This window comes from Sorangium sp. So ce124, assembly GCF_051525235.1.
In the GTDB taxonomy this organism is placed as follows: Bacteria; Myxococcota_A; Polyangia; order Polyangiales; family Polyangiaceae; genus Sorangium; species Sorangium atrum.
Genome location: NZ_CP150312.1, coordinates 12809607 through 12830822, shown reverse-complemented (window position 1 = coordinate 12830822; position 21216 = coordinate 12809607). Strand labels below are relative to the sequence as shown.

Below are 21216 nucleotides of genomic sequence, written 5' to 3'. Positions count from 1 at the left end.
CGCTGTGAGGACGGGTGACCCGTGCGAGGGGCGCCGCTCGGCCGCCCAGGGGAGCGACGACGCGCCATGAAGGTCATCAAGCCCATGAAGATGCCCGTGCTCCACCGCGTGATCGAGGTGGCGCGGAAGCCGACCTTCCATCTCGGCGCCATGCTGGCGTTCCCGCTGGCCGAGCCCCGGGCGCTCCTCGACGAGCTCTCGTTCTGGACGGCTATCTCCACCCAGCTCGGCGCGCAGGGCGTCATCGACGAGGGCATCGCCAAGACGCGCGGCGAGCTGCTCGTGTGCGGCCACTTCTTTGCCCCCGGGGGCAAGCCGCTCCCCGCCTCCTACGTGCGCGCGCGGGTCGGAGCCGTCGACAAGCGCCTCGCCGTCGTCGGCGATCGCTTCTGGCAGGGCGGCGCGCCGTCGCCCCCTGCGCCGATCGCGACGCTGCCGATCGACTGGGCCCACGCGTTCGGCGGCCCCAGGTACGACCGGAACCCGTACGGCAAGGGCGCAGAGGCGATCGAGGTGAACGGGCGCGCCGCGCAGCCGCTGCCGAACGTCGAGCGCTACGGGGCTGGGTTCATGATGCGCGCCCCCTCGGAGCGCCCGGAGCCGGCGGGCTTCTTGCCAATGGACATCACCTTCGCGCAGCGCAGGAAGCGCGCCGGCACCTACGACGACGACTGGCTCAAGGAGCATTTCCCCGGCTTGCCCCCCGACGCGGATCCGACGTTCTTCAACGTGGCGCCCGAGGATCAGTGGATCGACGGGTTCTTCCGGGGCGACGAGGAGCTGTCCGTCGAGAACATGCACCCGAGCGAGCCGCGCATCGACGGGCGTCTCCCGGGGCTCTCGGCGCGGAGCTTCGTCACGCAGCGGACGAGGGACGGCGAGCGTTTCCACGAGATCGCCTTGCGCTGCGACACGGTGTGGCTGTTCCCCGCGGCCGGGCTCGGCGTGATCATCTTCCACGGCGCGCTCCCGATCGCCGAGGACGACGCGGCAGACATCGTTCACCTCGTGTGTGCTTGCGAGGACCCGTCATCGCCCCGCCCCGCCGAGCATTACCAGCACGTGCTCGCGCGCCGGCTCGACAAGGACAAGGGCGCCCTCGCGGGCATCTCCGACAGCGACCTGATGCCACCGCGCGCCTCGGGGGTCACACCCAACGTCAGCCTCGGCGAGATCGACATGGGCCGGTGGCTGAAGGGCGACGATCTGGCCCTGAAGAACGCGCGCCGCGGCCAGGAGCGGCAGCTCGCGGAGACGCGCGCGCGCCTCGAAGCCGCGGGGATCGACCCGACGGACCACGGCGCCGCCGAGCTGCGGCCAGCCGAGGAGCCGCCGCCGCTCGACGATCTCGACGCGCTCGCCACCTTCATGGAGGAGCAGTCCGCGCGCGCGGATCTGGCGTTCGACAGCGTCGACGCAAAACAGGCGGAAGCGCGCGAGAGGGCCCGGGAGCTCTATGCGGAGATGGGCCAGGACTACGACGCCGTCATGGCCGAAGCCGAGAAGACGGGCGGCGGCCCCCCCAGGTTCTCGGCCGCCGCCCATCTCGAGGAGCTGCGGTCGATGGCCGAGGAGGCCCGCGCCGACGGGGGCGCGCTGGAAGACCTCGAGCAAGCGATCGCCGACCCGGGCTACCGAGCGCAGATCGTGCAGCAGGAAGAGCGCCTGCGCGAGATGTACCGGAGCTTCGCGCACCTCCAGCCGGCGGCTGGGGCGATGGATCCCGACGCCTCGGCGCGGGCGCGAATCGTCATCTCGCTCGCGATGGAGTCGAACGAGAGCCTCGCGAACCGTGACTTCACGGGGGCGAACCTGGCGGGGATGCGCCTCAACGGCGCCGACCTGTCGGGCGCCTTCCTCGAGGCGGCCGACCTGTCGGGCTGCAATCTCTCCGGCGCGAACCTCGCTGGTGCCGTGCTCGCCAGGGCGAACCTCGGCGGCGCGGACCTGACCGGAGCCCGGCTCTCCGGCGCGAACCTCGGCGGCGCCGTGCTGCGCGACGCGATCCTCGATCGCGCCGACCTCACCGAGGCCGTCCTGAGCCGCACCGAGCTCGCGGGCGCGCGGTTCGCCGGAGCGAACCTCACCGGCGCCGACTGGCTCGAGGCGAAGATCGGCGCGGTCGATCTGTCGGGCGCCCAGCTGGGTCATTGCAACATGCTGAAGGCGGACCTCACCGGCGCGCGCTTCGCGGGGGCGGACATGTCGGACGCGAACCTGGTCGAGTGCACGCTGGACGACGCTGATTTCTCGCGAGCGACGCTGCTCAAGACGACGTTCGTCAGCTGCAGAGGAGATCGCGTCTCGTTCCGTGAAGCGCGCTTCCGCCAGGGCGCCATCGTGCACGGATCAGCGTTCCCCAGGGCGGATTTCCGCGACGCGGACATGGAGAAGGCGAACCTCCGCGGGACGGCGCTGGAGGGCGCGCGCTTCGACCGGGCCAACGTCGGCGGCGCTGACCTGTCCGAGTGTGACGCCGCCGGCGCGAGCCTCGAACGCGCGGTGCTGAAAGGCAGCCTGCTCATCCGCACGAACCTCGCGAACGCGTCGCTCCTCGGGGCGAACCTGATGGACGCGCTCGCTTCGAAGGCCCGCCTCGCCGGCGCGAACTTCACGGGGGCGAACCTGGCCCGAGCCGATCTCTCCCGTGTGGTGGGTGACGGCCGGACGACGTTCGCGGAGGCGGAGGTCGATCACGTGCGCTTCTTGCCGACAGCGGACGTCCCTCCGAGGAGCGGCGCATGAATCGGGACGAGCTCTTCGACAAGATCCGGCATGGAGAGCCGGTGCGCGGCGAAGATCTGTCGCACCTCGCGCTGGCCGGCGCGGATCTCTCGGGCGCGTTGTTCGAGGAGGTGCGGTTCCCCGAGGCGCTCGGCGGCGCGCGCCTCGAGGAGTCCGTCTTCATTGGCTGCGATTTCACCGGGTGTGATCTGACGGGCGCCGACCTGCATCTCGCGAGCGTCTTCCGATCGAGCCTCGACCGCGCGCGCTTCGATCGCGGCAAGCTCATCGCGGCGAGCTTCACCGAGTGCTCCGCGGCCGGCGCGTCGCTCGCGGAGGCCGAGGCCCCGCTCGCGAGCTGGGTGAAGACGTCGCTCCGGGGCGCATCGTTCGCCGGCGCGAACCTCGACCGCGCGAACCTCGTCGAGATCGACGCCGACCAGACGGGCTTCGCCAGCGCGAACCTCGAGAAGGCGACGCTGTACCGCGCCGACCTCCGCACAGCCGACCTCACAGCCGCCAATCTCACGTTGACCACGCTGGTCGAGGCCAAGCTGGGACCGAAGAGCTTCGCTGGAACAAGGCTGTTCCGGACACAGTTCATGAAGAGCGACCTCGCGGGCGCGAGCTTCGCGGGGGTCGATTGCACCCAGTGCAACTTCATGGGCGCCGACCTTCGCGACGCCACGTTCGAGGGTGCCCATGGGCCGCAGTGCTTCTTCGGTGAGGCGAAGCTGCCACGGGCGCGCCTCGTGAACGGGATTTTCGCGCAGGCGGTCTTCGAGAAAGCAGAGCTCACCAGGACGAACCTGTCCGGCGCGACGCTGGAGGAGGCCTACTTCGGTCGTGCGCTCGCGCTCGGAGCGTCGTTCGTGAATGCGAAGCTCCGCGAGGCGGATTTCTCTCACGCCGACGTGTCGGGCGCTGATTTCTCGGGAGCCGGCCTCCACCGCACCCGGTTTCATCTGGCGAAGCGCGCAGGCGCGGCGCTCCCCCGCGGCGCGGGCTGGCTCGGCGACGATGAGGCCCTGGCCCGGCTGGAGACGTGGCAGCCCAGGCACGGCGCGGCGCGCGAAGAGGAGAGCCAGGGCGTCGTCAGCCCTCGCGACGCAGGGACACCCGATGAACGCCCCCAGAGACGATGATTCGCGGAGAATCTCCGCCGCGCACACGAGGAAGCGAGAGGTCGACAGATCATGACAGCAGCGAAGAAGCTGGCCAGCCCAGAGACCTACATGGAGACGGGGCGCGTCGAGCGGGTCGGCGCGGCGTTCGCGGTGCGGCTCTCCTCGGGGAGCTGCGAGGCGCGGCGCGCGAAGAGCTGCCTCGTGGCGCCCGACGTCGGGGACAAGGTGCTTTGCGCCATCGAGCCGGATGGGGTCTATGTGCTGGCCGTGCTCGACGGCCGCGAGGGCGCGCCGACGAAGCTCGCGACCGACGGCGATCTTGTGGTGCAGGCCCGCGGGGGACGTTTCGCGGTCTGCGCCTCGGAGCGCATCGACATCGCGGGCGCGCGCGAGGTCGCCGTGACCGGCGCCGAGGTGCAGGTACGCGCCAGGAAGGGCTCTGTGGCCATCGATGAGCTCGGGTTCTTCGGCAGGCTGGTGCAAGCCGAAGTGACGAAGATCGCGCTCATCGCGCAGGAGGCCGACACGGCGCTCACACGATTGACGCAACGCGTCAAACGCGTGTTCCGCTTCGTCGAGGAGGTCGATCAGACGCGCGCGGGCACCATCGATCTGCGCGCCCAGAACCTGGTCGGCATTCGCGGCGAGAACGCGATCATCTCGGCCCGTGTCCTCGCCAAGGTCGACGGCGAGCAGATCCACCTCGGCTGATCGCTGCGCCGAAGAGAGGAGAACCCGATATGCTGGCGAAGACGAGCGCGGGCGGCATGTGCCTCGCGTTTCCTGACGTGTGCCTCACGCCGGCTCCGCCCGCGCCGGCCCCGATCCCCGTCCCCTACCCGAACATCGGCCTCGAGCCCACCAACGTGGCGTTCGTGCCGAACGTCCTGATGACGTGCACGCCTGCGCACAACATGGCGACGATGCCTGTCCTCACGAACGGCGATAACGCGGGGCTGGCGACCGGCGTCGCCTCTGGCACCGTCATGGGGCCTGCGCGCACCGTGACAGCGGCGTTCACCGTGGTGGTCGGGGGGATGCCGCTGGCGCGGCTCACCAGCATGACCATCCAGAACAACACCAACGCGCCCGGCGCCAAGATCGTGCCGAGCGTGACCAACGTGATCGTCCTCGCGCCGTGAGCGCGCCAGCCGCGCGATCTGGGCCTCGGAAGGCGAGCTGCGCGCGCGGGCGCCCGGCTGGCTACGTGGCCCACAGCACGGCGGCGGACAGGGCGATCGCGAGCTGGACGGCGAGGATGACCAGGATCGCATGGGCGGACGACGCGCGCTCGTGGGAGTCCGACCGGCCCCGGATGAGGCTCGACAGGGCGGCTGCGAGCGCGAGCCCGACGGGGAGCCCCGCCGCGATGCCCAGAGGAACGGGCGTGAAGCACCCATCCCACGACAGCAGCACGCTCGCGCCGCCGTTGTTCTCGAAGTCGCAGCGATCTCCCGCTGCGAGGAAATAGGCGGGCACGCCGAGCAAGAGGAGAACAGCGCAGAGGACGCCGCCGACGAGGAGCAGCGCGCGCCCGGTGTCCGCCGGCCGCGGCGCGGACGATCGCGCCACAGGAGGGACGTTGCGGGCGATCGCGGCAAACGCATCGAGCATGCGCGCGGCGCAGCCGGGCCTGCAGTGCCTGTCCGTGAACGCCTGGAGATGCGCGCAGATCTCGCCTCGTTCGTCGTCGAGCTCGATGCTCGAGAACCCCTCGGCCAGCAGCGCGCGGACGCTCGCGCGCAGCTCGGGCGAGCCGAGCACCCGCTGGACGACGTGGGGATCGCTCGGCGAGTGGATAGAGACCTCGTGATCGAACGGTGGATCGCCCGTCTGGACCTCGGTCGAGACGAGGGCGGCCTTGGCAGCGCGGTGCTCGGACGTCTCGGGCCGCAGCTCGATGCTCATCGGTCGGACGGCAGAGAGCGGCGCGCCGGCGGGGTCGCGATAGGCCGCCTGGGCGCCGTCCACGGGCCGTTGCGCGCCGGGCGCGTACGGCGACCTCAGCCGGATGAAGTCTTGTACTGAATACGTCACGCGGACCGGGGAGCCGCCGATGTTGAAATGGAAGTCGACGGGCCACTCGGTCTCTTTGGGCGCGCCGGCGAGCTCGCGGAACTGACGCGCGAGCGCGGCCTCGGGATCACCGTTCATCTCATGGCTCCTCGCAAGGCGACCGCACCACGCCCCGCCGCACCGGAGCGGACCGGGCAGCGCCGGGCCTGCGCCGCCTGCGCGCGCTCCGCCCGGACGCGCTCACGAGCGTTCGGGGTCATCGGGGGCCACCGGCGCTGTCTCGTCGATATCCTTCATGTTCGCGCCCGCGATCTTGGCCCTTCGCCGTGCTGCCCCGTGCAGGTTGGCGCGCGCGAGGTCAGCGCCGCGGAGATCGGTCAGGTCGAGCCGCGCATGCGCGAGCACCGCGGAGACGAGGCGGGCCTTGCGGAAGGAGGCCGCGCCCAGATCGGCGCGATCGAGCCGCGCCGACGTGAAATCGCCGCTGTCGGCCTTGGCTTCCCGCAGGTTGGCGTCGGCGAAGGAGGCCCCCACGAAGCGCGATCCCTCCATGTCGGCGCCTTCCAGGTTCGCCGCGGCGAGGGTCGCGCCATCGCCGCGGGCGCGCGCGAGCCGTGCTCGCCCGAGGTTCGCCCTGGAGAGCGAGGCGCCGCGGAGGTCCGCCTCCTCGAGCACCGCCTCGACGAGCTCCGCTCGGTCGGCGCGCGCGTTCGTGAGGACGGCGCGGGACAGATCTGCGCCGCGGAGGTCCGCTTCGTCGAGCACCGCCTCGACGAGCGTGGCGCCCGCGAGGCGCGCGCCACGGAGCTTGGCGCCGCGCAGCGAGCACCGCGCGAGCGATCGCCCGCTGAAGTCGAGTCCCGACAGGTCGCCGCCCGACAGATCGTCTCCGTCGAGCGCCTGGCCTTGAGCGAGCTTCGCCTCCGCGCGCTTCCGCGCGTCCTGCCCGGCGAGCGGCGGAATCGATGCCATCGGCGCCATGGCCGAAGGCGGCTCGATCGCGGCCGGCGGCGTCACGTCCACGGGTGGCGCCAGCCCAGCAGGCGCTGGCGGCGCGACGTCGACCGGCGGCGCCCCCCTCTCCGGCGGCGCCACCTCGGCCGGTGTCGGCAGCGCCGCCTCGATCTGCACGCCGATCGCCTCCGGCTTTGCCGTCTCCACCACCGGAATGGCCGCCGCCTGCTTCGAGGGCTCTCGCAGCACGAGCATCGACCCTGACGCTTCCGGCCAAGGAGCTGCGGCGGGACCCGGCTCCGGCTGCGGCGCCGGCTCCGCGACACCCCGCTCCGGAGGTCGAGAGCCCACCAGCGTGGGCGCCCCCTGCGAGGATCGAGGGTCGCCCGGGAGGACGAGCGGAGGCGCGGGCACGGGGCTCCACGGCGCGCCCGGGATGGGTGCCTCCCCGCGCATCCCGCTCGTACCCGGCGCGGCCACCGGGAACCGCGCCCGCTCTGCCCCGAGCTCCGCGAGCCTGTCCTCGGGGATCGGCACCCGCTGGCCCAGCGGTAGAGTTGAGCCTCCGTTCACGAGGAGGGAGAAAGGAGCCTGCGGCGCGGCAGGCACATCGCGGAACGGGAGCACGGGCGCTCTCACCTTCGAGAGGGCGCCGGTCATCGCCAGCGCGGCGGGCGCCGCTCTCGACGAGGGGACGGGCGCGGCCGGCGTCGAGCTCCTGTGTGTCACCGCAGGCTCCCCGAGGGGCGACGCGCCGTGCTCCGGCCAGGAGACCGTCGCGGTGCGCGTCTCGACGCCCGCGAGCAGGCGGATGCGCTGGAGGACCTCCTGGTTCTCGATCGCGAAGTTGCCCCGCCACACCAGCGAGGCGGTCTGTCGATCACCGTCGATGACGAGCGCGTCGGCCATCAGCGAGATCTCCTGCGGTCCGCTCACCCGCGCGGCATCGACGCGATAGCGGCGCACGCGAGCGCGCGCCGCCGGGAGGCGCGTCTGGACGCGCGCTCTCCCGGCGCTCAGGTGCTCCATGAGGATCCACTCATCGCCCTGAAGAAAGGGGATCTGCTGATCGAAGGGCGCCGGGCTGAAGGCGCGAAAGTCGAAATCATCGGGAAGGTGAAGCACCTTCGCGCGCTCGGCGAGGGCGGGGTCCGCGCCGGGCGAGCCGTGCTGTACCGAGGGCCCCGCCGCGCCGGGCTCGAGGCCGTTGAACAGCCGCTTCCGCAAGGGCCAGTGAGGCGCGATCGGTCCAAAGCACGCAGGCCGGTGAGGGTTCGCGGGATTGACCAGGTTCGGGCGCGCTCGACCGGAGCGCGCCGCTGGATCCAGCGCGTCGGCTCGCGTCCCATCGGCGGCCTCGGAGACGCCGACCGGGTTCCAGGGCAAGCTGGACCCGCCCGGCGCGCGCTCGTACACGAGCGGAATTGTCTGGAACGGTGCGGGCGCGCCGCTGCCCGGCGCCGGATCGCCGAAGACGTGGATCGTCTTGTCGAGCAGCGGTCCATCGCGGAAGAGCGCGAGCCTCGCGGAGAGCGCGGTCACCGGCACCGCGCCCGGCGCATGAGCGCGCCCGGTCAGCACGACGCCCGCGCCGGGGAGGTACGGCGCGATGTCGCTCGCCGCGCGCAGGCTCCGCGAGGGGTCATCGTCGTGAAAGCGGTCCTCGCGCTCGACGGGCTCGGGCGCCACGAGATCCGCGTCGCCGTCTGCGCCGAGCGCAAACGTCGCCTTCACGATGATCGTGACGCGCAGCACGCCGCCGATGCGCCACAGGACCGCGCCGCACGACACGGGATTCAAGGCGACGACGTCCACCGGCCAGAGCGAGCGCACGCGCCGATCCTACCCGCTCGTGGTCCGGCGCGGACAGGGAGACTTCGCCGTTGTGATGCGCGTGTCCATCGCCGCCAGCCGTCGCGCCGTCGCACCACCGCGCTGCCACGCGCCGCGCCCGCCCGGCCGTGAGGGGCTGGAGGCGCCGGCTGACATGGTCTATCGTCACGAATCCGCCCATCGGACGCCGCGAGGCGCCGAGAGCCGCTCCAACGTCTCGATGGCCGCCGAAGGGGAGGTTTTCACCATGCGGATCGCGCTGATATCCGACATCCACGGCAATGAAGTGGCGCTCAGGGCCGTGCTGGCCAGCATCCAGGCGACGGGCGTCGATCAGGTGATCTGCCTCGGCGACGTCGCGACGCTGGGACCGCGGCCTTCGGCCATCCTGGACATGCTGCAGGAGCTCGGGGGCCCCTGCATCCTCGGGAACCACGACGAGTTCATGCTGGATCCTGAGCTGATCCGCACCTACACCGAGGCCCCCATCGTGGTCGACGCGGTGGACTGGTGCCGTGATCGGCTGTCGAGCGACGAGCTCGCCTTCCTGCGCACGTTCCAGGCGCGCCTCGAGATCCCGCTCGACGCCCACTCGACGCTCCTCGTGTTCCACGGCTCGCCCCGGTCTCACATGGAGGATCTGCTCGCGAACACCCCGCCGGAGGAGCTCGATCGCCGCCTCGCGGGCCACGCTGCGACGGTGATGGCCGGGGGGCACACGCACCTCCAGATGCTCCGCCAGCACCGCGGCACGCTCCTCGTGAACCCGGGGAGCGTGGGGCTCCCCTTCAAGGAGTACGCGAACGGCGGGCCGCCGACGCTGCTGCATCACGCCGAGTACGCGACCGTGGAGGCGAAGGGCGGCGCGGTCAACGTCAGCCTGCACAGGGTGCCGGTCGACAGGGACGCGCTCCGCGCGGCGGTGAAGGCCTGCGACAACCCCATGCGCGGCGCGCTGCTGCAGCAATACGCCTGAGCGAGCCCGGCCGGCTCGGTCGGCCCCGGCGCGCGCCGAGAGCAGGCAGCGCGAGCGCCTCGAGGCCGCCCGCGACGCCGCGCGCCGCGCGCTCCGCCGAGGGATCCCGCGGCGTCGGCGAGGCCGAGGGGCCCGATCCGCGTGCGGCGAGGCGCGGCGATCTGGTAGCCTCGAGGGCGCGCGCCGGAGAGCGATGGAGCCCCGATGACGAAATACGAGCACATCAAGCTGTCCTATGAGGCCTCCAAGGCGGCGATCGGCCAGGTCGCCGAGGAGCTCTTGCAGTGGATATATGAGCTCCGCGACCACATGGCCTGGCCGAGGGACAAGTGGGCGCTCAACCGGATCGCCGGGGACGCCCACGCGAACGGGCTCTTGCAGCGGTTCGTCGTCGAGAATCAGCCCGGCGTCGGCGAGGTGTTGAAGTGCCAGCTGTCCCTCACCGTCGAGGACGAGCTGCCGTTCACCGTCGACTTCTTCGCGGTGGGCAGGACCGACAGGGGCCTCCTCGTCGTCCTCATCGGCGGAGAGCAGATCACCGTCAGCAAGTCCTCCCCCGACGCCTTCTTCGAGAAGGCCGTGGAGCACATCCGGCAGCAGGCGAGGCGCGTGGCGAAGACGCGCCGCGTCGGAGCCATCGCCGGCACGCCCCACCGCCCTGCCTAGGCGCAGCGCTCGCCTGGCCGCCCAGGCGCAGCACGCGCCTGACGCTCGGGCAGGCGCCGCCGCGCGACCGCTCGCGGGAAACGGTCCCCCGGCGCTTCAGCAACGAAATCCACCACACCAGAAACGAAAGCCTCACCCGGACGACGCCTACGTAAATTCACAGACCTCCGTCAGGAGACTCCTGGCCCAGCTCCTGCATAGCCATGACACCGGAGCGCCTGAGGGACGGTTTCCCCCCCCACACCGTCGGACGGGCGCTCTTTTTTTCTTTTGTGCGCGCCTCCGCCACGGCACCCGCGCGGGTGCCGTGGCGGCTCACCGCGAGACGAAGGGCACCCTTCTGTCACCGGAGACGAGCTGGCACGCTCTGCCCAGGTGGTGCGTCACGCCAGCTCGGCGAGCAGCACGCGATGGCCCAGGTCGAGCGACTCCAGGCGTCGCAGCGCCCCGTACTTGCGATCCCACTCCCCCGACGCGAGGTCCGCCCTCAACCACGCGAGCCCTTTCGCCACATCGCCCTCCTCCGCGAGCGCGAAGTTCGAGATGTTCCTCCGGACCTCGGCATCCAGGTACATCTCCGGCCGCCCCCAGTACGCAGCGAACAGACCGTCGGCGCAATCGCGAGGCAGCTGGAAGGGCAGCGATTTCACGGACGGGAGCTCTTCTCTGATCACGTCGACAATGGCCGAGTTCCTTCGTGACGGGTCGAGCGCGGGAAGGTAGTCCTCGGTGAGCCAGAAAGGCTCACCGCTCGGCGGGTCGCGCATGAAAATGACGATTCGCTTGCGTGCGACCCTGCGAAGCTCGCGCAGGCCTGCCCGCAGGTCGGTCCAGTGATGTAGCGTGTTGACGGCCAAGGCGGCGTCGAAGCTCTGGTCGGGGAGGGGCAGGCGCTCGGCCGTGGCCTGGAGGGCCGGCGCCGCACCGAGCGGCCTTTGCGCGATCATGGCCGCCGAGGGCTCAACCGCGAGCACCTCTCGGTCGGTCGGCTCGTACGCGCCGGCTCCCGCGCCCACGTTGACCACCGAGCGCGCATCACCAAGGGCGCCTCTGATCAGCGCCTCGATGCGGGGCTCCGTCCTCCGCGTCGCGGAGTAGCCCGCGCCGATGCGATCGTAGAGAGCGCTCATGTCGGTCCTGTCGCTGGCGTTGTATCATGATCGGCCGACGACCGATCCGCAGCGCGCTTGCGCCCGATCCTTCGCGGCCTGCACGCCCTCCTCGCGCGCGCATCAGGACATGTGGCCCCCGCTCTCCCCCCCGTGGCCCACGCCCGCGGCGCGTGCTGCGTCGGAGAGGAGCCGCTTCGCTGCGCCGACGATGGCGGAAGCATCCAACCCCGCCGCATGCAGGAGCTCGGCTGGGGTGCCCGAGCCAGGCATCTCCCTCACGGCGAGGTGGACGACGCGCGCAACGACGGGCTCCTCGCCAGCCAGGGCTTCGAGCACGGCGTCGCCAAGGCCGCCCTCGGCCCAGTGATCCTCCACGATGACGGCGTTTCCAGCCGTGGCCTGCACCGCCGCGCGGATGCCGGCGGCGTCGATCGGTTTGATGCCATACGCGTCGAGGACTCGAGCGGAGAGCCCGCTCGCCTCGAGCTCTGCGTGCGCCTTCAACGCTTCGTGGACGGTGATGCCGGCGGCGATGATCGTCACGCGATCGTGGGGTGTCTCGCGCAGCACCCTGCTCCCGCCGATGGGGAACGCCTCGGTCGCGTCGTACAGGACAGGCGTCTTCTCGCGCGTCGTCCGGAGGTAGACGATGCCCTTCTGGTCGGCCATGGCAGCGACCAACCGCGCGGTCTGATTGGCGCAGCACGGATAGAGCACGGTGCTCCCGTGGATGGCGCGCATCATGGCCAGATCCTCGAGCCCCATCTGCGACGGACCGTCCTCGCCGATGGATACGCCCGCGTGCGAGCCGCAGACGCGGATATTGGCCCTCGACACGGCGGCCATCCGGATGAAATCGTGGGCGCGCGTGAGGAAGGCCGCGAACGTCGACGCAAAGGGCGACCAGCGCCGGACGCTCAGCCCGACGGCGGCGGCCACCATCTGCTGTTCGCTGATGAACATCTCGAAATAGCGGTCTGGATGGGCCCTCGCGAACTCCTGGGCAAAGGTCGAGTTGTTGACCTCGGCGTCCACGGCGACGATATCCGCGCGCGCAGCGCCGAGCGCCTCGAGCGCGTCGCCGTACGCTTTCCGCGTCGCGACGGCCGTGGAGCGCTCGTAGCTCGGGAGCCTCAGCGGCTCGGCGGCGGGCCGCGGCGCAGGCTCACCCGGCGCAGGCGCCTCTGGCTCGATGACGATGTCGCGAATGCCTCCCAGCTCTTCGATCGCTTGCGCGCACTGCGCCCGGTCGAGCGCCTTTCCGTGCCAGCCGTCCTTGTCCTCGACGAGGGACACGCCCTTTCCCTTCACGGTGCGCGCGACGATCAGGGCGGGCGCGTCCGAGGCGCGGAGGGCCTCGGCATAGGCGCCGGAGATGGCGGCTGGATCGTGGCCGTCGATCTCCAGGGCGCGCCATCCGAACGCGCGGGCGCGCGCTGCATAAGCTGCTGAGTCCCAGCCGAGGGGCGTCTGGCCGCGCTGCCCCAGGCGGTTCATGTCGAGGATGGCAGTGAGGTTACCGAGCTTCGCGTGGCGCGCGTGGTCGAACGCCTCCCAGATGGAGCCCTCGGACATCTCGCTGTCGCCGAGCAACACCCAGACACGGTAGGGAACCTTCTCCAGGTACTTCCCGGAGAGCGCGATGCCGACGCCGATGGGGAGCCCCTGACCCAGGGAGCCGGTCGCCACCTCGATCCAGGGGAGCGTCGGCACCGGGTGCCCCTGCAGCGGGCTCCCGAGGCGCCGATACGACAGGAGCTCCGCGTCGGAGATGACGCCCGCCGCCTTGAGCATCGCATAGAGCAGCGGGGAGGCGTGGCCCTTCGAGAAGATCACGTGATCGTTGTTCGGGTTCTCCGGATGCCTCAGGTCCCAGCGGAGGTAGTCGCGGAGGAGCACCGCGATGAGATCGGCCGCCGACAGGCTGGAGGTCGGGTGCCCGGAGCCGGCCATCGTCGAGCAGCGGAGGCTATCGACGCGAAGCTGCTGAGCGAGCTCACGATGACCGTGAGCCTGCTCGGCGCTGCCCCGGTGTTGCCCCTCGCGCCCGCCGCGCGGTTCGTGCTCACGCCGCGGCGCTCCGTGGGGCGCCTGGGTCGACCGCTCGCCGGGCGGCGCGGGCGAGCGGTCCTTTTCGGCCCCCGGCGCCTGCCCTCGATCGTCCTGCGCAGGAGCTCCCCTGGGACGGCTCGGAGCGACGTCTTTCAGGGGGCTGCGTACGTGCTTTGGCCGTCTTTTCTCGGGTGTCTTGGGGGCCTCTTGCGCCATGGCTGCACCTGACGCTGCCGTCTTGATGCAAGCAGGGCGCCACCGGGCACGAAGCTCGAGTCTGGCTCCGACGACGGCAGCCAAGTCGACCCGCATGGATGGCGCCGACCGGCCGTAGAATGCGGATGAACCTGGGCGGCGGCGCCGAGCTCTTCAGCTCATCGACAGGCACGCCGTGCTCGATCTGCGCGCGGATGCCCTCGAGCTCGGCGCGGTTCGCCTCTTCGACGGCCCGGAGCACGATCGCGCAGGTTCCGACCAAGACGGGTGCGAGCGAGAGCGCGAGGACGGGACATGGTTACGCCTCGGCCCGGCGAGGGCGATTGAGGTAGTGTTGATGCCGCATGCCGCCGTGACGAGCTCCAAGCCCATGTCTGCCACGGAGAAGGATCATGGATCGTTCCGTCTACATCACCAGCACTGGCGCGTTCTTGCCTGGCAAGCCGGTCCCGAACGAGGAGATGGAGCAGTACATCGGTGAGATCAACGACAGACGCTCCAGGCTCGGGCGCTTCGTCCTGCGGCAGAACGGCATCAAGACACGTCATTATGCGTTGACGCCGGACGGCGTGCACCTTCACAGCAGCGCAGACATGGCGGCTCGCGCGATCCGGGACGCGCTTTCGCGCAGCGAGATCGCCGCGGAGAGGCTCTCCTTCCTGGCGGCGGCCACCACCCAGGGCGACCTCCTCGTCCCCGGTTTTGCCAGCGCGGTCCACGGCGAGCTCGGCCTGCGACCCATGGAGATCGCGAGCTTTCAGAGCGTCTGTGCCAGCAGCATGATGGCGTTCAAGTCCGTTTACCTCCAGCTGAAGGCGGGCGAGCACGACTGCGGCGTGGCCTGCGCCGCCGAGTTCTCCAGTCGCTTCTTTCGACCTGGCTTCTATGCCGGTCGGGAGCAGGAAGGCGAGGACTCCTCCGCCTTGATGGAGACCGAGTTTCTCCGCTGGACCCTCTCCGACGGGGCCGGCGCCTGGCTCCTGGAGACCAGGCCGAACGAGGGGCGCCGCTCCCTGAGGGTGGAATGGATCGATCTCTGCTCCTACGCCGACCGCTTCGACCCCTGCATGTACGCGGGCACCTCCAGGAACCGGGCGGGTGAGAGGAAGCCCTGGAGTCACTACGACAGCCCTGCGCTCGCGGCGCAGCAGGGCGCCGTCGTCCTCAAGCAGGACTTCGATCTGCTTTACCGCATGTTCCCCGTGTGGGCGAAGCATTACCTGGAGCTCGTGGATCGGCGACGTCTGAGGCCCGGAGCCATCGACCACTTCCTCGCGCACTACTCGTCCCACTCTCTCCGCGGAGAGATGGTCAAGCTGCTCGCGAGGACCGGGGCGATGGTGCCCGAAGCTCGCTGGTTCACGAACCTCTATTCCCAGGGGAACACGGGGGCCGCATCCATTCTCCTCATGCTGCACCAGCTGATCGAGGAGCGGGATCTGCAGCCGGGCCAGCAGGTCCTCGGCTTCATCCCGGAGAGCGGCCGCTGCGTCATCGCCTTCATGCTGCTCACGGTCGTCTGACCCGCCGTCATCACCAGGGAGGTCCAGGATGCTTCCGGAACGTACGTCGCCTCGAGACGAAGATTCACCGCAGGCCGTCCTGCGCGGGCTGTCGTCCATCTGGCTGGATTTCGAGTCCCAGGTGCATCACATCCCGATCGTGCGGCGCGTGATCGAGCGTCGCATTCGCCTGGCCGATTACCACGAGCTCCTGCTGAACCACCGGGCGCAGGTGATGAACGGGGCGCTCTGGATCGCGCGCGCCGCCTCCAACATCGGCCACGAGTTCGCCGAGCTGCGCTCGCGCTTCATCCGCCACGCGGCCGCGGAGCATCGCGATTACCTGATGCTGGAGGAAGACTACCTGAAGAGCGGCGGCGACCCGGCCGGGCTCGCGCGGCACGAGCTGAACATCGGCAGCGAGGCCCTGTCCGCCTGGATCTTCCATCGCGCCGATCAGCCGAACCCCTTCGATCTCCTCGGCGCCATGTACATCATCGAGGGCCTCGGCAAGCGGGTCGCGGCCCAGTGGGCCGAGCATGTGCGGTCCGCCCTTCGCCTGGAGGCGCAGGCGGTCAGCTTCTATCTCTATCACGCGAAGGCCGACGAAGATCACCTGGGCGAGCTGGAAGAGGCGCTCCGCTGTGGTATCTTGAACCTCCCGCGGATGGCGCCGAAAATCCTCAAGGCCGCCCGGGTCACCGCGCGACTTTACCGCCTCCAGCTCGAGGAGATCGGGAGCTACTGACATGGACTTTCAGGGCCTTTTCAGGAAGATGAAGCACGACCCCGAGGATCCTGATCCGTGGCTGGCCTTGTACCTGGACCGGTCCTTGCCGATCGACGAGGGGGCCAAAGCCGCCTTCCTGAAGAGCCAGCGCAGCACCACGCGCAGGGTCGTGATGCCGATCATCAGGCCGTTCGCCCGCCTGTCGATCTCCGGCATCAAGCTCATGAAGATTTTTGTCCCGGCGAGCTGGCAATCTCCGTGGTTGTTGCACCGGTCCATTTACTGGGGCCTGAGGCTCTTCGTCGCCCCGGAGGCCAATTACCTCATCCTGCGGCACTTCACCATCGGCACGGAGATCTTGAAGTTCATCGAGGACAACGTCCCGGGCATCGAACTCGAGACGACGACGCCGCTGAGGACCAGGAGGCTGGAGGACCTCCTGGACAACACGTTCACGGTCCACGATCTGACCTTCTACAACTTCATCATCGAGCTGAACGAGAAGCTTCGCGCAGAGGGGCGTGAGATCGAGCCCCGGAAAGAGATCGACTTCTCTGCCATCACAGATGACGACGCGAGCATCGGCGACCTCCCGAACACCTGGCTGAACGTCGTCGACCTGCAGACCGCCATCGAGATCTACACGCCGCTCTATGCGCTGTTCCTGTCGGACCACCATTTCTGGCGGGCGAGCAATTCGCTGCAGCTCGACGAGATCATCGCGCTCTACGTCGGCAAGATCCTGAACGACCTGCTGCCAGTCGCCCTGGTGCACAACCATCATCCCATGGTGCCCAGCTCGACGCTCGAGGCCGGCTTCCGGTTGACGCTACATGGCCTCGACTCCGAGACCCTGCACGGACACCTGAGGAAGCTGAAGGCAGAAGCGAAGAGAGCGGCGGCCGAGGGAGCCGTCGCGCCGTGACGATCTCCTGAATCTTCCTCCTCGAACCGAGGCTTCTCCGGGCGAAATCTGGAGGAGCGTCGAGGCCGCCGGAGGGCAGAAGATCGCGCCTCGTGTCCGCTCGATCGCAGCGAGACGTGTGCCACGTGCGATCCTCTGCGCGCCGCGAGCTCGACACCTGTGCCTCGCCGGCGTGATGGCCCGCCGTTTGCTGGTCTTCGAGACGGGACGATGGGCGTCTCGAACACGATGCTGAGTGCGATTCCAGGAGGAGAGACAATGAATTGCTCCGAGCTCATGAAGACCGACGTGGCCTGCTGCAAGGCGAGCGAACCCGTCGAGAACATCGCCGAGCTGATGCAGGCGCGGAACATCGGTTTTGTTCCGATCTGCGGCGACGATGGCTCCGTCATCGGGACCCTGACCGATCGAGACCTCGCCATCCGGGTGCTCGGCGAGCACCGTCGCGCCTCGTCGACACGGGCGGAGGACGTCATGACCCGAGAGGTCGTCTGCTGCGGACCGGACGAGGATCTGAACGTGGCCGCGCGCCTGATGAGCAGCCACAAGAAGTCGAGGATCATCTGTGTCGATGGTCAGAAGCGCCCTGTCGGCGTCATCAGCCTGTCGGACATCGCCGACCGGGACGGCGGGGCAGGGTCGTCAGCGCTGCTGAGCTCGATCTCTCAGCGAGAGGCGCGCTCGTAGAACGGGCTCGTTTTACGTACGCGCTCGTTGGCAACAACGGCTCAGTGACGCGTCCTGAGCAGCTCGCGTTCGGTGGGCACGCTTCGCGCGCCGGTCGCGCGGTTACCGCGAGGGATGCGAGCGCTCCGCGGCGCCGGGCGCGGGTCGACCGGGCGCGCGGCCTGCGCGGAGAGGGGGCGCGGCGCGGCCGCGGGGACGGCGGCCTCCTCGGGCGCGGGGACGGCGGCTCCCACCCCCGCGGTGTCAGCCGATCTCGCTGCTGGGCGTGGGCTCGCCTGGGCTTCGATGCGCGCCTGCGCGGCGCGAACGATGGACGCGGCGCGCGCGTCGACGCTCGACGCCCGCAGCGCGGCGGGGACCTGGGCTTGCGCCCACAGCGCGCCGGTCGACAGCACGACGCCAAGCGCCACGACGACGCCGGCCGCGAGGCCCAGCTTGCCCCGGCGCGCGGGCTCGGCTCGCTCGGCTCGCGCCGGCGCACGCGACGGGCCGACGGCGGCCTTGTAGGCGGCGACCATGGCCTCGATCGAGGCGAACCGCTCCGCCGGGTTCAGGGCGAACGCACGCGCGAACCAGGCCGAGAGCGCTGGCAGCGCCTCCGGGTACAGCGCCGACCGCGGCGGTTGCGCGCTGGCCAGGATCGAGGCGAGCACGTCGCTCATGGTGTGGCCCGGGAAGGGCAGCCGGCCCGTGAGCGCCTCGTACGAGACGACCGCGAGCGCCCACATGTCCGAGTGCGGGCTGGTGTCCCCGTCGCATGCGTGCTCCGGGCTCAGGTACGCCGGCGTGCCCAGCACCACGCCATCGACGGTTCGACGGGGGAAGTCGGCCGGCAGCTCCTTTCGGATCCACTTGGCGATGCCGAAGTCCGCGACCTTGGCGCGCACGTCACCGTTGCGCTCCTCCTCGAGCAGCACGTTCGTCGGCTTGATGTCGCGGTGCACGATGCCCAGGCCGTGCGCGACGGAGAGGGCCTCTCCGATCTGGCCGAGGAGCGGGGCGAACTCCGCCGGGGATACCGGCCCCCGCTCCTGCATGAGCTGCCTCAGGGACCGACCTCGAACGTAGCCCATGACGAGGTACGGACCGACGGCAGGATCGTTGCCGACGTCGTGCACGGCGACGACGTGGTCCGTCTTCTGCGCCAGCTGCGCCGCGACCTGGGCCTCGAACCGGAAGCGCTCCAGCGCGGTGCCGGCCTGGCTCTCGCGCTGGACCGTGAGGAGCTTGAGCGCGACGTCGATCCGCAGCGCCCTGTCGTGCGCGAGCCACACCTCGCCCATGGCGCCGCGTCCGACCAGCCGCGAGAGCTTGTACCGCCCGGCGACGAGCTGGTTGCGCCGCGGGTCCTGGGCTACGTCGCCCCGCCCGGCTGCAGAAGAAGCGGGACCGGCGTCGCCGGAGCGGTCAGAGCGCGCCGCAACTGCACGCGCGCTGTCCACCATCGGGAGATTGACGTCAGATCGTCCACCGGAAGCCGATGCTTGCCACACGAGCGGTACCCTCCGTGCCGTCGCCGTGTCCAAGCTCGTTGACGCGCTGATGCGACAACGCCCCTGGACACCGAGACCGGGGCATGACGACCACGGTACCACCGAGAGGGCGAAGCTGGAATCAGGAACGACGGAAGCGTCTCGCTCGGGAGTCTCCGGATCCACCATAAGGTGCGCAAGGGTGGTGGATCAGCGCCATGGCGGCGCCCTCGCCCAGGTCAGAACGTGATCTTGATAGCGATCGCCAACCTGTTCACCCGGCCGTGAGTGAAACCATGCGGCGGCGCCGGATGACCCGATGAAGGGCCGCCGCCCAGACGGCCATCCATGCCGCCAGAGCGCCCGTCGGGGCGGTTCGGCCTGCCACTCCGCAGGCGCACCCGCCGCCTTCATCGCCCTCTCCACCTGCGCTGTTCGATGTGCTGGAGCCGCCGCTGGATGCGGAGGATCCGGTGCCGCTACCGGCGCCAGCAGCCACGCACCTGCAACCGTTCGGCTGGTCGGGAGGAACGCATCCCGCGGAGCAGCTCCCGGGATCGTCACCGTCGCACTCCTCGGGAGCCTCGATCGTGCCATCGCCGCATTCGCTCGTGGGCTCACACGACTGACCCAGGCAGGAGCAGGTCTCGGAGCAGCCCCGGAAGCTGCTCCACATGCACTCCCCCATCGCTCGTTCACGATTGCCCCCGTCCTTGTTGCTCCCATCGAGCTCGGGCACCCTCCCCGAGCCGGAGATACACTCTCCGCTCCCGTCAGGACCGTAGTCGGAGCCGTACTGCGCCCCGACGGGCGCGCAGGGGTCCGGCTGTGTCAAGGCGCCGTGGTCGACCCAGCGATCCGCATAAGAGAGGATGACGTCCTTGTTGACCGGCCATGCCGCCGCGAGCGCAGGCATGAGCCGCATGAGGAGCGCCGAGTATTTCGTCGGTTTGGCCGTGTTGTCTTGATACCATCCGCCAGGCTCGAAGCCGCCGTCGATGTACCCATAGGGGTCTCGGATCGTCCGGGTCGACTGGTCGGAGAAGTCGGCCCAGTACTCCTCCTCCGAACCGACGGGCTGCCCCCACAGGGCGGCGCCGTTCTTGCCGGCGTAATAGCTGGCCGTCTCGAAGAATCGGTCCGCGTCGACGGCCGAGAGGTCAGCAAGCATCGCCGGGTCGGCCAGCATCGTGGCCGCGAAGGCATAGGCGAAGAGCTTGCCGCCGCCATTGCCGCCGCCGCCTCGGAACAGGCTGGCGCCCATCCTGTCGACGCCCCAGATGTCGATACCGTGCTGCACGTAGCCGACGAGCACGGGGAACTTGGCGGCGAGATCCTCTTCGGGCGTGCAGGGCGGCGCGCCGCAAACATCGGCGAGATGCAGCCATGCATAGACGTCGGTGTCGCGCGCCCAGATGTCGGTCGACCACGGCCTGCCGTCGGGGAGCGCGTCCTCCGGCGGCATGAGGTCGCACGTGACCGAATGGCTCGTGTAATCGAGGCGGAGGTGACGCGTCCAGGCCAGGGCCGTCTCCAGCGAGGGTGTGTCGGCGCACGCAGTCTGCAGGCGGGACAGGAGCTGCGTCTGCAGCGTGGAGGTCGAGAGCACGGGCTTGTTCGTGCCCACGAATGGAGGACGAAAGGTCGTGCTCGGGTCAGCGGGCGGCGCGTCGATCACAGTGACCACCGCCGCGAAACGCCCGCATGACTTCTCACCGGCGCCATCGCAATCGCCCGACGGGTTGTCGGACACGTACTTCACGACGGAGCTGCCGGGCGGCGCGGCGTAAGGCAGGCTGACGGGCGGCGCATGGTCGTCGAGCCGGTCGTCCCAACGCTGCGGCCCGTCGGGGGAAGGGTTCACGTCCACACCGTGACGGCCGCCGGCCGCCTCGGGCGTGATGGTCGTGATGCTGGCGACGCCGTCCTCGCTGATCACGAAGTACTCGCCCGTCGCATACCGACCGCAGGCATAGGCCTTGTCGAAGCGGAACGTGATGTCATTGCTCGGCCCCGATGGCGCCTCGTAGCGCAGGCAGGGGCCGCTCGAATCGGACGTGATGGCGCTCGGGGTCCCTGAACAGCCGCAGTCCGCCCTGGCCTGTGCGTCAAGGAGGACAACCGCCGCCGAAGCGGCGAGCGCGACGGTCAACAGGTCGAGCTTCATCCTGTACACGACCTAACATGGGGCGCGCGTCCGAGGGATGCCGGCCAACCCGCTTGA

General features: G+C 70.0%; 15 protein-coding genes and 1 pseudogene. 10 read left to right on the top strand and 6 right to left on the bottom strand.

Annotated elements, in window-relative coordinates; all coding sequences use genetic code 11:
- Window positions 1–66: 66 nt before the first annotated feature.
- Genes WMF19_RS48055 through WMF19_RS48040 form a run of 4 tightly spaced genes read left to right on the top strand, consistent with a single transcriptional unit; the run spans window position 67 to window position 4993 of the window.
- Entirely contained in the window at window positions 67–2745 is a 2679-nt protein-coding gene (locus tag WMF19_RS48055; protein WP_437896479.1) for a DUF2169 family type VI secretion system accessory protein, read from the top strand.
- A complete protein-coding gene (locus WMF19_RS48050) occupies window positions 2742–3869 on the top strand; it encodes a pentapeptide repeat-containing protein (protein ID WP_437896478.1) in 1128 nt (375 codons plus the stop codon). Before WMF19_RS48055 ends, WMF19_RS48050 begins: the two co-directional genes overlap by 4 nt.
- Window positions 3870–3920: 51 nt before the next feature.
- Entirely contained in the window at window positions 3921–4562 is a 642-nt protein-coding gene (locus tag WMF19_RS48045) for a DUF3540 domain-containing protein (protein WP_437896477.1), read from the top strand.
- A gap of 29 nt (window positions 4563–4591) precedes the next feature.
- Window positions 4592–4993 carry a DUF4150 domain-containing protein gene (locus WMF19_RS48040; protein ID WP_437326155.1) on the top strand — a complete coding sequence of 134 codons (402 nt, stop codon included), beginning with the start codon at window positions 4592–4594 and terminating at the stop codon, window positions 4991–4993.
- 61 nt (window positions 4994–5054) lie between these two features.
- Here the strand turns inward: WMF19_RS48040 and WMF19_RS48035 are convergent, their stop codons facing one another.
- Both WMF19_RS48035 and WMF19_RS48030 read right to left on the bottom strand, forming a co-directional pair.
- Window positions 5055–6005, bottom strand: a complete 951-nt coding sequence (locus WMF19_RS48035) for a hypothetical protein (protein ID WP_437896476.1) — start codon at window positions 6003–6005, stop codon at window positions 5055–5057.
- 102 nt (window positions 6006–6107) lie between these two features.
- Entirely contained in the window at window positions 6108–8654 is a 2547-nt protein-coding gene (locus WMF19_RS48030; protein ID WP_437896475.1) for a DUF2169 domain-containing protein, read from the bottom strand.
- 247 nt (window positions 8655–8901) lie between these two features.
- Here WMF19_RS48030 and WMF19_RS48025 point away from each other — a divergent pair, with 247 nt between their 5' ends.
- Window positions 8902–9630 (top strand): metallophosphoesterase family protein, encoded by a 729-nt coding sequence (locus WMF19_RS48025; RefSeq protein WP_437896474.1) that lies wholly within the window; start codon window positions 8902–8904, stop codon window positions 9628–9630.
- Window positions 9631–9834: 204 nt separating this feature from the next.
- Complete coding sequence (locus WMF19_RS48020) at window positions 9835–10296, top strand: hypothetical protein (RefSeq protein ID WP_437326150.1); 462 nt, start codon at window positions 9835–9837, stop codon at window positions 10294–10296.
- Between the two features lie 383 nt (window positions 10297–10679).
- Here the strand turns inward: WMF19_RS48020 and WMF19_RS48015 are convergent, their stop codons facing one another.
- Both WMF19_RS48015 and WMF19_RS48010 read right to left on the bottom strand, forming a co-directional pair.
- On the bottom strand, window positions 10680–11426 hold the full coding sequence (locus WMF19_RS48015) for a class I SAM-dependent methyltransferase (protein WP_437896473.1): 747 nt from the start codon (window positions 11424–11426) through the stop codon (window positions 10680–10682).
- A 102-nt stretch (window positions 11427–11528) separates the two neighbouring features.
- Window positions 11529–13433 (bottom strand): annotated as a pseudogene (locus tag WMF19_RS48010) (transketolase); the annotation flags it as partial.
- Between the two features lie 635 nt (window positions 13434–14068).
- Here WMF19_RS48010 and WMF19_RS48005 point away from each other — a divergent pair.
- From WMF19_RS48005 to WMF19_RS47990, 4 genes are all read left to right on the top strand, one after another.
- Window positions 14069–15199 (top strand): beta-ketoacyl-ACP synthase III, encoded by a 1131-nt coding sequence (locus WMF19_RS48005; protein ID WP_437896472.1) that lies wholly within the window; start codon window positions 14069–14071, stop codon window positions 15197–15199.
- Window positions 15200–15227: 28 nt separating this feature from the next.
- Window positions 15228–15926, top strand: coding sequence for an iron-containing redox enzyme family protein (locus WMF19_RS48000; RefSeq protein WP_437896471.1), 699 nt, complete (start codon window positions 15228–15230; stop codon window positions 15924–15926).
- A 1-nt stretch (window position 15927) separates the two neighbouring features.
- The gene (locus tag WMF19_RS47995) at window positions 15928–16833 is read left to right on the top strand and encodes a DUF6999 family protein (protein WP_437896470.1); all 906 of its coding nucleotides are present in this window, start codon (window positions 15928–15930) and stop codon (window positions 16831–16833) included.
- Window positions 16834–17091: 258 nt separating this feature from the next.
- On the top strand, window positions 17092–17520 hold the full coding sequence (locus WMF19_RS47990; RefSeq protein ID WP_272096166.1) for a CBS domain-containing protein: 429 nt from the start codon (window positions 17092–17094) through the stop codon (window positions 17518–17520).
- 41 nt (window positions 17521–17561) lie between these two features.
- Here WMF19_RS47990 and WMF19_RS47985 read toward each other — a convergent pair whose 3' ends face one another.
- Window positions 17562–18965, bottom strand: a complete 1404-nt coding sequence (locus WMF19_RS47985) for a protein kinase domain-containing protein (protein WP_437896469.1) — start codon at window positions 18963–18965, stop codon at window positions 17562–17564.
- A gap of 301 nt (window positions 18966–19266) precedes the next feature.
- A complete protein-coding gene (locus tag WMF19_RS47980) occupies window positions 19267–21159 on the bottom strand; it encodes a hypothetical protein (protein ID WP_437896468.1) in 1893 nt (630 codons plus the stop codon).
- Window positions 21160–21216: the final 57 nt, after the last annotated feature.